Origin of the sequence: Campylobacter sp. BCW_4341, from assembly GCF_001764255.1 — a bacterium.
GTDB lineage: Bacteria > Campylobacterota > Campylobacteria > Campylobacterales > Campylobacteraceae > Campylobacter_D > Campylobacter_D jejuni.
This window is the reverse complement of record NZ_MKAH01000032.1, coordinates 30,452-43,491: the sequence shown is the minus strand read 5'-3', so window position 1 is coordinate 43,491 and position 13,040 is coordinate 30,452. Positions and strand designations below refer to the sequence as shown.

At 30.1% G+C, this 13,040-nt stretch carries 10 protein-coding genes; 3 read left to right on the top strand and 7 right to left on the bottom strand.

Translation table 11 applies throughout. The features are described 5' to 3' along the window. Window positions 1-1,302 carry an MFS transporter gene (locus AJN70_RS04770; protein ID WP_052858245.1) on the bottom strand — a complete coding sequence of 434 codons (1,302 nt, stop codon included), beginning with the start codon at window positions 1,300-1,302 and terminating at the stop codon, window positions 1-3. Between the two features lie 166 nt (window positions 1,303-1,468). Between AJN70_RS04770 and rdgB the strand changes: the two genes are divergently transcribed. Further along, window positions 1,469-2,071, top strand: a complete 603-nt coding sequence (gene rdgB / locus AJN70_RS04765; RefSeq protein WP_070243130.1) for an RdgB/HAM1 family non-canonical purine NTP pyrophosphatase — start codon at window positions 1,469-1,471, stop codon at window positions 2,069-2,071. A 31-nt stretch (window positions 2,072-2,102) separates the two neighbouring features. Here the strand turns inward: rdgB and AJN70_RS04760 are convergent, their stop codons facing one another. From AJN70_RS04760 to mqnE, 6 genes are read right to left on the bottom strand one after another with little or no spacing between them, the layout of a single operon-like run. Further along, entirely contained in the window at window positions 2,103-4,574 is a 2,472-nt protein-coding gene (locus tag AJN70_RS04760; RefSeq protein ID WP_070243129.1) for an efflux RND transporter permease subunit, read from the bottom strand. Continuing rightward, on the bottom strand, window positions 4,574-5,143 hold the full coding sequence (locus AJN70_RS04755) for an ABC transporter substrate-binding protein (RefSeq protein ID WP_002862046.1): 570 nt from the start codon (window positions 5,141-5,143) through the stop codon (window positions 4,574-4,576). The genes AJN70_RS04760 and AJN70_RS04755 overlap by 1 nt, the downstream gene beginning before the upstream one ends. A gap of 9 nt (window positions 5,144-5,152) precedes the next feature. Beyond that, window positions 5,153-5,851, bottom strand: coding sequence for a VacJ family lipoprotein (locus AJN70_RS04750; RefSeq protein WP_070243128.1), 699 nt, complete (start codon window positions 5,849-5,851; stop codon window positions 5,153-5,155). Window positions 5,852-5,895: 44 nt separating this feature from the next. Further along, a complete protein-coding gene (locus tag AJN70_RS04745) occupies window positions 5,896-6,339 on the bottom strand; it encodes a phosphoribosyltransferase (protein ID WP_002870634.1) in 444 nt (147 codons plus the stop codon). A 14-nt stretch (window positions 6,340-6,353) separates the two neighbouring features. Then, window positions 6,354-7,673 carry an NCS2 family permease gene (locus tag AJN70_RS04740; protein WP_002870635.1) on the bottom strand — a complete coding sequence of 440 codons (1,320 nt, stop codon included), beginning with the start codon at window positions 7,671-7,673 and terminating at the stop codon, window positions 6,354-6,356. A 9-nt stretch (window positions 7,674-7,682) separates the two neighbouring features. Then, the gene (gene mqnE / locus AJN70_RS04735; RefSeq protein ID WP_070295542.1) at window positions 7,683-8,747 is read right to left on the bottom strand and encodes an aminofutalosine synthase MqnE; all 1,065 of its coding nucleotides are present in this window, start codon (window positions 8,745-8,747) and stop codon (window positions 7,683-7,685) included. 143 nt (window positions 8,748-8,890) lie between these two features. Here mqnE and AJN70_RS04730 point away from each other — a divergent pair, with 143 nt between their 5' ends. Together AJN70_RS04730 and glmS are read left to right on the top strand one after the other, a co-directional pair. Continuing rightward, the gene (locus AJN70_RS04730) at window positions 8,891-11,239 is read left to right on the top strand and encodes a nucleotidyltransferase (protein ID WP_070243126.1); all 2,349 of its coding nucleotides are present in this window, start codon (window positions 8,891-8,893) and stop codon (window positions 11,237-11,239) included. Window positions 11,240-11,243: 4 nt separating this feature from the next. Next, the gene (glmS, locus tag AJN70_RS04725; RefSeq protein ID WP_002871078.1) at window positions 11,244-13,040 is read left to right on the top strand and encodes a glutamine--fructose-6-phosphate transaminase (isomerizing); all 1,797 of its coding nucleotides are present in this window, start codon (window positions 11,244-11,246) and stop codon (window positions 13,038-13,040) included.

The following is a 13,040-nucleotide window of genomic DNA, read 5'->3' as shown; positions in this document are numbered from 1 at the left end:
TTAGATCTTAATTTTGCCTTCTAATTCTTCTTTATTTGTAAGTTTGCTATCAAATTTAACAACAAGATTTTTAGAGTTTTTATAAATATCTACAACTCCTAAATTTTCGCTAAAAGTACTGAAATTTAAAGGTGTTTCTAAAGGTAGATAAAGGTTTTTAAAATCAGCTGGATTTTTTAAGAAAAATAATGCCACAAGCCAAATTAGAGCTAAAACCACTAAAATAATAGCCAAAAGATTTAAGGCATCTAGATGTAAAAATATCCCTCCGATAATACCACCTATAAAACTTCCACCATATCCAAAAGCATTAAACAACCCTAATGCTGCACCTTTTTCATGAACTTTACAAAATTTTGATGCGCAACTTTGCATAATAGGTTCGTGTAAATTAAAACCTATAAAAAAAATCACAACCGCTATAATAAAAAAATCTATAGAATTACTAAAAGTAAAAAAAAGATAAGAAAGTATGAAAAAAACAATTCCTAAGAGTAAAATTTGTTTAGCTAAACCTCTTTTTTCGCCTAAACTTCCAGCAAAGCCCATAGCGATAAAACCTGCTATCATAGAAGCGCTATAAACAATCCAAAGTTTATCAGAAGCAAAGCCTAAATGTTTTACTAGGATAATAGGAATACTTAAAAATGCTATACTCATAAGCATTTTTTGCATGAAATTAGTAAGATTCATAAGGGCTAAATTTTTTTGTTTAATAAGATGAAAAAAAGGAGTTTTTTCATTTTCATGAGTGATTTTATTTTCTTTAGGTACAACGGTATAAAGTAAAATTATACATAAAAGAGACAAAGCCGCACTAAGATCAAAAAGGCTAGATAAACCCCATTTTGCACTCATTAAAGGAGAGATCACCATAGAAGCTGCGAAACTAAGTCCTATAAAAGAACCCATTACCGCCATGGCTTTACCACGATTTTCTTCTGTGATAAAATCACTTATCATTGCCGTAGCTACTGCTCCAATAGCTCCTGCACCTTGGAGCATTCTTCCTAAAAGCATGATGTAGATATTTTCTGAAAAAGAGCAGATTAAAGAGCCTATTATAAAAATAATCAGTCCAATGAGCATGGTTTTTTTACGACCAATTTTATCACTTAAAATTCCAAAAGGCATTTGTAAAATCATTTGGGTTAAGGCATAAACACCAACTAAAAGTCCCACTAAAAATTCATTAGCACCTTCAAGTTTTAAAGCATAAAGACTTAAAACTGGCAAAACTATAAAAAGCCCAAAAAATCTTGTTCCAACTATGAAAGATAAGGGTAAGACATTATTTAGCATTATCAATTTCCTATTAAATTTGAAATTTAAATTAGGATAATTTTACTATGAAATGGATTAAGCATTGATTAACATCGTTTTATCATTTGATATTTAAAAGCTACGCACAAGGATAAATTTTATAAAATCATATTTTTGTTTTTGATATTATTTTGGAGCTTTTGTTATGAAGATTATCCTAGCTACGAGCAATATGCATAAGGTTTTAGAACTTAAAGAAATTTTGAAAGATTTTGAAATTTATGCTTTTGATGAAGTTTTAACGCCTTTTGAGATTGAAGAAAATGGAAAAACTTTTAAAGAAAATGCTTTGATTAAAGCAAGAGCAGTTTTTAATGCTTTAGATGAAAAGCAAAAAAAAGATTTTATCGCTTTAAGTGATGATAGCGGCATTTGCGTAGATGTTTTAGGAGGAAATCCAGGAATTTATTCTGCTCGATTCAGTGGTCAAGGTAATGATAAAAGCAACCGTGATAAGCTTGTAAATGAAATGATAAAAAAAGGTTTTAAACAAAGTAAGGCGCATTATGTTGCTGCTATTGCTATGGTAGGTTTGATGGGGGAATTTAGCACACATGGAACCATGTATGGCAAAGTGATTGATACAGAAAAAGGTGAAAATGGTTTTGGTTATGATAGCCTTTTTATTCCAAAGGGTTTTGATAAAACCTTAGCCCAGCTTAGCGTGGATGAGAAGAATAACATCTCTCATCGTTTTAAAGCTTTAGAGCTTGCAAAAATCATTTTAAAGATTTTAAATAAAGGATAAGAAATGAAAAATTTTTTAAAATATATAGCTATTATTGTTTTAATATATGCTCTTTATGTTGGTTTGGAAACTTGGTTTTCTTAGAATAAATAGTAATTAAAAAGCTTGGTAATAAGAACAAACTTCCACTTAAAAGCAAAATCATTACAAAAACGGTTAAAATTCCAAAATAAATTGTTGGAATGAAATTACTACTCATCATCACGCTAAAACCTAAAACTATGCTAATGGTAGTATAATAAAGTGCCGAACCTATACTAAGGTGAGAAATCATAATGGCTTCTTCTAGGCTTTTGTTTTTAATTTCTTCTCTAAAACGATAAATATAATGTATAGCATCATCAACGCCTATACCTATAGCAATAGCAGCTATAGTAATACTCATCATATCTAAAGGAATACCTAAAAGTCCCATAAGAGCAAAAACCACACTTAAAGGAATAACATTTACTAATATAGCTGCAACTGAAAATTTTAAATCCCTAAAAACAATGATAAAAAGTATGAAAATAGCTAAAATTACAAATATAAGAGTATCAAATTGTGATGAAAAAAGACTTTGAAGCATATTATTATAAAGCACCATTATGCCTGTGATTTGCACTTCTACTCCATCGTTTTTTACAAGCTCGTTGAGCTGTTTTTTAAGATCTATTAAAAACTCATTACGTCTTAAATTCGGATCAGAATCAATAATACGCATACTAAATCTTAATTCATTATTTTCTATACTTACAAAAGGTGAGAGCAAGTCTTGTTTAAATTTAGCAGGTAAATTCTCATTTAAAAACGCAAGAGCAAAATCATCTAAATCTTTTCCATCATTGATATTTTTCCCTAGAGTTAAAAGACTATTAAGACTTAAAACCGAGCCTACAAATTCTTTGTTTTCTAAAAATTCATGAACTTTTTTTGCAATACGTGTTTTTTTAGAGTCAAACCAATAAGTTTCTTGTGTGGCCAAATTTTCAAATTCACTTTCAAAACTATCAAGTGCATCGCTTATATTTTGATCGTTTTTATTATTTGGAAAACGAATAATCACTTCTAAAGGCAAGGTTCCACCTAGATTTTTATCAATAACCAAAAGTCCTTTTTTGATTTCGCTACCATCTTTGAAATAATTTACAAAAGAATTTTCAACTCTGAGTTTTGAAATGCCTATTAAAGCTAAGATTATAGCAAGAACTGAAATTCCATAAATCATGCGACGCTTTTTAGGATCAAGAGCGGTTTTAGCACAAAAGGCTAAAAGATTAAATTTAAACTCTTTTTTATGATAATTTTTTGGTTTTAAAAGAACCAAGATACTTGCTAAAAATAAATAACTAAAGATAAGAGCTAAACCTATACCTATACTCATCATAATACCAAGTTTTATGATAGGTTCGATATTTGATAGGATTAAAGAAAAAAATCCTATCATCGTTGTAACAATGGCATAAAGGCTAGGATTTGCTTTGGCTAGTAAGGTTTCAAGCACTATGCGCTCAACTTTAGCTTTGGGATGATTTTGGGTACTTTCGATAAAATGCGTGATCAAATGAACAACTACACTTAAGGTGATAATTAAAACTAAAGCAACGTAATTTGATGAAATAACTGTGATTTGAAAATTTAAAAGTGCAAAAACTCCACTAGCCGCACTTAAGCTTATAAAACAAATAAAAAGAGGTAAAAAAACAAAACGCCATGAACGGAAAAAATAATAAAGTGCAAGTCCTAGTAAAAATACAAGAGAAACACCATAAAGCACAAGATCAGATTTTATATAAGCTATCATATCATCAGCGATCATGCTTACGCCACCAAGGTAGAGCGTATCTTTGTTTTTTTCATAATTTCGAACTATGCTTTTAATAGTATCTAGACTTTGTTTCGTGATAACTTTTTGCTTGTCTTGATGTTCTTTTATGGCAAGACGAATTTGATCTTTTTCTTTTTCATCGGTAGCAAGATCGCGTTTTTCTATAAGGTTATTATAAACTGTATCAGGCTTTAAGTAAATAATAAGCCCTGTTACTTTTCCATCTTTTGAGATGATATTATTTTTGTAAAAGGGACTATTTAAAATTTCATTTTGAGCTTTTGTGCGGTTTATGTCTAGGCTTTCTATATTTGGGATATTTTTTAAAAGTTCTTTTAAATCCGTATTTTGCGAACTTTGAAGCAAAGGGGCATTGATGATACTAAAAACGCGTTCTACTAAAGGGGCTTTTTCTAATTCTTCATGAAGTTTTTTTAATTTGGCTAAATTTTCATTTGAAAAAGGTTTTTCATCATAGGGTTTAAAGGCTAAAAGTAAAAAATTATCACTTTTATAATGTTTTGAAATTTCTCTAAAAGTTTTTAAATCTGCATCATCTTCTAAAAGCAAACTTTCAGCACTTGCATCTACGCTAAGCTTAAAAGCAAAAAAGCTTAAAAACAGGCATATAAATAAGGTTCCAAAAAAAGTACTTTTTGGACGAGAAATAAGAAACTTTAAAAGCTTTGCAAACATTATTCTATGACAATACTTTCAAGTTTTTGAAGTAGGGCATCAAAGCCTTGGTTGGCTAAAATATCTCCAAATTGCGATCTATAAGTTTGTACTATACTCACACCTAAAACATCTACATCATAAATAAGCCAGTTGTTATTATCATTGTAAAATTTGAAAATGATATTTTTTTCTTCCCCATCTACTACCATAGAAGTGGTTAAAAAATAGCGTTTTTCATTTTTTAACTCACCATTTTTGACCTTTAAAACTTGATCTTTATAAAGACTGAGTTTATCGGTAAAACTTTTTTTAAGACTTGCTTCAAAGGCTGTGGTAAATTTTTCTTGTTCTTTTGGATTTAATTTAGAATAATTTTTCGAAAGACTGAGTTTTGCCATGAGTTTATAATCTATTATACTATCAAAAAGTTTAAAAATTCCATCAGCAGCTTGTTTTTTATCTTCTTTGCTATCTTGTAAAAGTTTTAAGCTTGCATCAATGTTTTTTTGCATAGTACTAGAAATTTCATCTAGCTGCAAGGCAAAAGCATTAAAAAATAAAGCCAAGATTAGAAATATTTTTTTCATTATTTTCCTTTATTTGCTAAGTTCATTGCGTCTTTGCTCGTAAGCATCCCGCAAGAATGGATATAAATTAGGCGTGTTGTGATAAATTTCATCAATTTCATCAAGTCTAAAACTAAGTTCATTACCAAATCCATAAGCGCTTATAGCTATACTTGCCCAAGTAGGATCAATGTAAGCGGTAAAACTTGCATACCAAGTTGCAGGTAAAGCAAGAGTGTCTCTAAGATTACTAGGGCCAAGTATAGGTAAGACAATATGAAAACCGCTTCCTATGCCCCAGTGAGCCAAAACGGTTCCTAAGTCCGCGGGATGTTTTTTAAGACCCATTTTTGATGCCACATCCATAAGTCCACCAAAGCCCATAATGGTATTGGCGGTAAATCTTTTAAATTCTTCTCCCGCTTCTTTAAATTTAAACTGCAAAACATTGCTTATAAAACGCAAAGGAGCAAGTAAATTATCAAAGAAATTTCTTACTCCTAATCTTATAAATTCAGGGGTGATGGCGTTATAGCCCTTAAGAACGGGACGCAAACCATAATCATACAAAGCCACATTAAAGCTTGTCATAGCTTTGTTATATCCTGAAAGCGGATCGTTTACTTGATAGTTTTGGTATTCTTGTTCAAAATCATCTAAATTTTGTTCTTTAGCAAAAGCAAAAATAGTAAAAAAAATTAAAATAAAAGATATAAATTTTATTCTCAAACAAAAACTCCTAAAAATTTTAAAAGTAAGATTATAGCAAATTTTTAATCAAGATTTATATCCCAGTAAAAATCCACCCATTCAGTAGCTTCTTTTACTTTAAAATCAGGCTCCAAAAGAGCGGTTTTTTTGTAAAAAATGGTTGCAATTTTAAGTTCTATATGAGGAAATTTTTCAAGCAAAACTTTTTTTATTTCTACTAAACTTTCTCCGCTATCTACTATATCATCAATGAGTAGAATTTTTTTGTGCTTGCTTAAATCAGGAATATTAAAAATTTCAATAGTATCAAGTTTTTTTGTATCATCGTAATGAATTGAGTTTAAAGCAAAAAGCTGACGTGTTTTTAAAGCTACTGCTAAAGAGTGTCCTAAACTCATTCCTCCTCTTGCTATAGCTAAAAGTGCATCAGGGTTAAAATCTTTTTTAATTTCTTTAGCAAGAATTTTTACATCTTCTTTAAATTCTTCATAGGAGTAAAATATCATTATATATCCTTAATTTATTGTAGTGCCATAAGTAAAAAATTACCCAAAGATAATAAACTTAAAACTATAATGCCAAGATTGATTTTATCCCATTCGCGTTTAAAAATTCTTACAAGCAAATAAGAAAGAAAACCAAAAGCAAAACCTGTGGTAATGGAGTAAGTAAAAGGCATCATGATAATAGTAAAAAAGCTTGCTACAGCTATAGCATTATCTTTAAAATCTATATTTTTAACTTCCATAAACATTAAAATTCCAACCATTACAAGTACGGGGTATATTGCATTTGCAGGAATGGCTTTAAAAAGTGGTAGTAAAAAAAGTGTAAAAGCAAAACAAATAGCTACAACTAAAGCTGTAAGCCCCGTTCTTCCTCCACTTTCAACACCTGTAGTGCTTTCTACAAAAGCAGTAACTGTAGAAGTGCCTGTCATAGCTCCTAAGGCTGATCCTGTTGCATCTGCCATTAAGGTTTTGCTTAGTTTTTTTTCTCCATTTTTTGGATCATCAAAAATCTTTCCTCTTTCACCCACACCTGTGATAGTTCCTATACTATCAAAAAGTTGAGTGATGAAAAAAGTAAGAATTATAGGTATCATAGTAATATTTAAGGCGCTTTTGATATCAAGTTGTAAAAAGATGGCTCCTAAACCATTTTCCATGCTAAAATTTGGCAAAGAAAAGATTTGCACAGGAAAACTTGCATTATCTAAATGAAAAATCCAAGCGATAATAGAGCTTACTAATACCCCCAAAATAAAAGCTCCGCGAAGTTTTATAGCCCAAAAAAAGATGATTAAGGCTAGGGTAAAAATTCCAAAAAGCACATGAGGGCTTTTGAAATTTCCTATGCTGACTAAAGTATCTTTATTATGCATTATCACACCCATTTGACTTAAGCCTAAAAATGCAATAAAACAACCTATGCCCGCACAAATTGCAAGGCGTAAATCTTTTGGGATATTGCGGATTACCCAAAGGCGAAAATGTGTAAAAGAAAGTATGAGAAAAATAATACTTGAAATAAAAACAGCTCCTAAGGCACTTTGCCAAGCTATGTTTTGACCTAAACAAACCGCAAAGGTAAAATAAGCATTTAAACCCATTCCCACACTCATAGCTACAGGAGTATTGGCAAAAAAAGCATTAAAAGCACTTGCAACTATGGTGATTAAAGCTGTTGCGGTGATTAAAGCTTCTATAGGCATTCCTGTATTTCCTACTATGCTAGAATTTACAGGGATAATATAAACCATAGCCAAAAAAGTAGTAAGCCCTGCTATAACTTCAGTTTTAAAACTCGTATTGTTTTCTTTGAGTTTAAAAAAGTCCATTTTTTCTCCTTAGTAGGTTTTTAGCTCGTTATATAAACTATCGCGTTCTATAGGAATAAGATTTGAAGTTTTTATCATATCGATAAAAGTTTTTAAACTTGTGCCTTTGGCAGATTTTGCACCACCTGCGCTTTGTATGCTTTCTTTTTCTATGGTGCCGTCTAAATCATTAGCCCCAAATTCTTGTGCTACCATGGCTAAATTTAAAGTCATTGTTGCCCAGTAAGCTTTGATATTTTTAATATTATCAAGCACTAAACGAGCAATGGCAATGGTTTTTAAAATTTCTTCACTATCCATGATTTTATCAGTTTGTATAAAGCTATTATCCCTTTGCCAAACTAGAGGGATAAAAGCATTAAATCCACCGGTTTGATCTTGAAGATCACGCAGTCTTAACATATGATCGATCCTGTGATGTCTTTCTTCTATATGTCCAAAAAGCATGGTAGCATTACTTTGTTTGCCTTTTTCATGCCAAAGTTTATGAATTTTAAGCCAATTTTCACTGCTAACTTTTCCATGACAAATTTTCTTACGCACTTCTCCATCAAAAATTTCAGCTCCACCGCCTGGGATGGAATCAACGCCGTATTCAAGCATTTTTTCTATCACTTCTTCATAGCTCATTTTAAAACGACGATGTAAAAAATCAATCTCAGCAGCAGTCATAGCTTTTACATGAAGATTAGGATATTTTTCTTTTATCATTTTAAAAATTTCTAAATACCATTGCCAAGTTGTATCTTTGTTATGAGCTGAAACGATATGTACTTCTTTAGTTTCTCGTTTTACAGTTTCATCGACGATTTTCATGATTTCTTCATGAGTCATCAAATAAGGATTAGGATTTTTTCGGTGTGCTGAAAAGGCGCAAAATTTACAGGTATCTGCACAGATATTAGTTGGATTGATATGGCGATTGATATTAAAATAAACTTTTTTTCCATGAAGTTTGGTGCGTTTTTTATGGGCGTATTTGCCTAGGGTAAAAAGATCTAGATCCCAAAGTGCATTGGCTTCTTCTTGGTTTAATCTTTCTTCATTTTCTAGTTTGGTAATTAAATTTTTCATTTTAATTTTACTCTTTTGCTGTTTTTAAATAAAGCATTATAATTTTTGCTTACTGAAAAAGAGTTTATAGAAAAAGCCAAAATAAAAGATATTTTTGTTAAGATTATTATTAAAATATTAAAATTTAAAAGAGAGTGGAAATTTTGTTAAATAAAGAATTAGAAATTTTTAAAAAAAATCTTAGTTCCTATACCCAAAGTTGTAGAAAATTTTTTCTTAAGCAAGGGGCGTTTAGTTTATATCATTCTAAAAATATGGATAATTTCATAAAAAAAGCTTATGATATAGTTCTTAAAGATTATTTTGATGATTTTTCACCTCCAAGCGATAATATCCCTTTTTGTGTTTTAGCAAGCAAAGCATATGCAAACAATAGTCTTTGTTTTAATGAAAGTATTTCTTTGATTTTTGTTTATAAAGATATTAAGGCTTTTCATTTAAAACCTATGATTAAGGCTTTTATTGAAATTTTAAATGATACACATTTGCAAATTGACTCTGTTATCTTAGAATTTAATGGACTTTATAATGCTAGCAATGAGCTTAAGACTTCTATAATACAAACTCGTTTCATATGTGGTTCTAGGATTTTATTTAAAGGGATTAAGACGAAATTTGAGAGTATTTTAGAAGAAAATAAAAATGATTTTGCCAAGCTTTTGCTAGAAAATTTTAAAGAATTTGATATTCCATTTATAAAGCAAGAATTTAATATCTTAAAAGATTTTGGCGGATTAAATCATTTAAGATTCTTAGAGAGTTTGCTTGTTCTTTTTAAGACTTCTCCAAAAAATTATGCTTTAAATTTTATAGATGAAAAAAATTTAAGCGAGTTGCGTTTAGCTGGAGATTTTTTACTTTCTTTAAAATCAGCGATGAATTTATTAAGTGCTAAAGATGAGGATGAGTTTTTACTTATTAATGTTCATGATTTGAGTGAATTAATGTATAAAAAAGCTAAAAAACATTTTGGAGCAAATGAGTTGTTGGTTCAAAAGGCTTTGCAAAGTATGCATACTATAGGTTTTTATACACACTTTCTAGCAAAGCAAATTCAAGATGGATTAAATCATACCCCTAAACAAGAGTATAAATTTAAAACTCTTATAGAAGTTTTAGAATACTTATTAAAACTTGAAGATAAAGAGGTTATTTTCGATCTTAACTTGGTTTTTGCCCTAAGAAGATTGAAATACGGTAAAAAAGATATAGAAAAAGCTTTAATACTTTTTGAGAAAATTTTTTATAAAAGGCATAGTTTTTGTGTTTTAAAACTTTTGCTTGATAGTGGAATTTTAAAAGATTTATGCAAGCCTTTTTGGACAGTTCGTTTTTTAAGTGATGAAGAAGGAAATTATAGTTTTGATGAGCAAGTTTTTCTTATGTTAAGTGAATTTGAAAAATACGAAGATGAGCTTGAGATACTCCAAAAACTTAAAACCGATGAAAAAATGATTTTAAAGCTTGTGATACTTTTAAGCGCTATAGAAAGTGAAAATGAAATTTCTTTAGCAGGCATATATAGAGCGTATTGCTCCAAATTTGATTTAAAGAATGAAATTTTAGAATGGGGTCTTAAAATATTTAAAAACAATAATGCCTTAAAAGATCTTGTAGAAAAAGAAGATATATATAATCCTATTGTTGTAAGTAGTTTGGTTTCTAAATTAGAAAATTTAGAAAATTTAGAGCTTTTATACACTTTAACTTGGCTAAAGGCTAAGGCTTTAAATTACAATGCTTTTTATTTTAGAGTTCTTGATAAACTTTTAGAAAATGCAAAACAAGGTTTTGAAGATGAAAATCTACTTGAAGAAAGCGCAAGAAGAGTAAAAAAAGAATTAACACTTAAAAGAAGTAAGATTTTTTTAGAGCAAGATGAAATTTTGCAAGATAAAATCATACATATCAAATCAAATCTTTTTATTATAAAAAATACTTTTGAAGATATTGTTATGATTTCTAAATTAGCCAAAGAAAATGATTTTAAATTTTGGTTTGGCAATGAAACAAATCTTAGTTTGCAAATTGTTGCACCACTTCATTTTAATATTGCCATTATTTTAAGTTCTTTAACAAATTTAAATCTTATTTTCATGAATTTTTTTGAACTTTTTGATGATAAAATTTATTTAAGATTTGAATATGATAATATTATCAGTGATGAGCAAAAACTAAAACTTTGCGAGCTTTTAAATTCAAATCTTTCTGGTTTTAATTTGAAAAAAATTAAAAAGCCAATCATTAAAAAAGATGAGTTAAAATTAGACTTAAATTATTCTAAAATGTATGCCAAATTAGGTCTTAATACTAAAGATCAGCAGGGTTTAATGGCGTATTTGATGAATGTTTTTAATGAACTTGAACTTGTTTTATGCGCAGCAAAAATTCAAACCATAAGACAAAGGACGCGTAATATTTTTATTTTTCAAAAGAATGAAAAACTAGAACATAGCGAGCAAAAGTTAGTTAATTTATTAATAAGTGAGTAAAAAAATGTGTGGAATCGTAGGCTATATAGGAAATAATGAGAAAAAACAAATTATACTAAATGGACTTAAAGAATTAGAATATCGTGGCTATGATAGTGCGGGTATGGCAGTGATGCAAGAAGGTGAGCTTAGTTTTTTTAAAGCTGTAGGAAAACTTGAAAATTTGGCGAATAAATGCACGGATTTTGAAAGTCAAGGTTATGGTTTTGCTATAGGTCATACAAGATGGGCAACTCATGGTAAGCCTACTGAAATCAATGCACATCCTCATTTAGGACAGTATTCTTGTGTGATTCACAATGGTATTATAGAAAATTATAAAGAAATCAAAGATAAACTTGAAAAAGAAGGCGTGAGTTTTTTAAGTCAAACCGATACTGAAGTTATTGTCCAGCTTTTTGAATTTTACGCAAGAAATTTGGGAGTTTTTGAAGCTTGGCAAAAAACCATCAAAGAACTTCGCGGTGCTTTTGCTACTTTGTTAGTAACAAAAAAAGATCCCAATCATGTGTATTTTGCAAAAAATGCTGCTCCTTTGATTATCGGTAAAAATGCAAATAAAGAATGGTATTTTTCTTCAGGTGATGCACCTTTGATAGGAAGTTGTGATGAGGTAATGTATCTTGAAGATTTAAGCTTGGGATACGCGAGTAAAGATGAGCTTGTTGTTTATGAAAATGATGTTTTAAAATCACTTTGTTTTTCTAAGCTTTCAGGCGATAAGGCTTATGCAAAAAAAGACGGCTTTCGCTTTTTTATGGAAAAAGAAATTTATGAACAAAGTCGCGTGATGAGTGAAGTTTTAATGGGACGTATTCAAGGCGATGAAGTCGTTTTTGATGAGCTAAACAATGAAGATTTAAGTCAAGTAGATGAAATCACGCTTTGTGCTTGTGGAACAAGCTATCATGCTGCAATGGCAAGTGCTTATTTATTTGAAAGAATTGCTAAAGTTAAAGCTAAAGTAGAAATTGCAAGTGAATTTCGATACCGTGAAGCAATTATAAAAAAAGATTCTTTATTTATCGTTATTTCTCAAAGTGGAGAAACAGCAGACACTTTAGAGGCTTTAAAGATTGCAAAAGAGCAGGGCGCTAAGACTTTTGCAATTTGTAATGTGGATAATTCTAATATAGTGCGTTTAGCACACCTAAGTCTTTTAACTCGTGCGGGCATAGAAAAAGGAGTTGCTTCAACTAAAGCTTTTGCCACTCAGGTTTTAACACTTTGGATGCTTGCTATTTTTATGGCGCAAAAAAGAAATTTAAATGTTTCTGCTGAAATTAAAGCGCTTTTACATACTCCAAATTGTGTGAGTGTAAAACAGGCTTTACATGAAAAAATTCATCGTTTATCCAAGCGTTATTTAGATGGACATGGCTTTTTCTTTATAGGTAGAGATGTGTTTTATCCTTTGGCCTTAGAAGGAGCTTTAAAACTTAAAGAATTATCTTATCTTCACGCTGAGGGTTATCCTGCAGGAGAGATGAAACATGGCCCTATTGCTCTGGCTGATTCTAAACTTTATACTATAGCTTTAATGCCAAAGCATATGCTTTATGAAAAAACAAAATCAAATGTTGAAGAGCTTATAGCTAGGGATTCTACAGTGCTTAGCATTTCGCCTTTAGAATTTGATTTGAGTGATGATTTTATAAAAACCAATGAGCAAGATCACTATATGTGTGAATTTTTTGAAATGATGATAATTACTCAACTTTTAGCAATGGAAATTTCTATAAGACTTGGTAATGATGTGGATATGCCAAGAAATTTGGCTAAAAGCGTAACGGTAGAATAG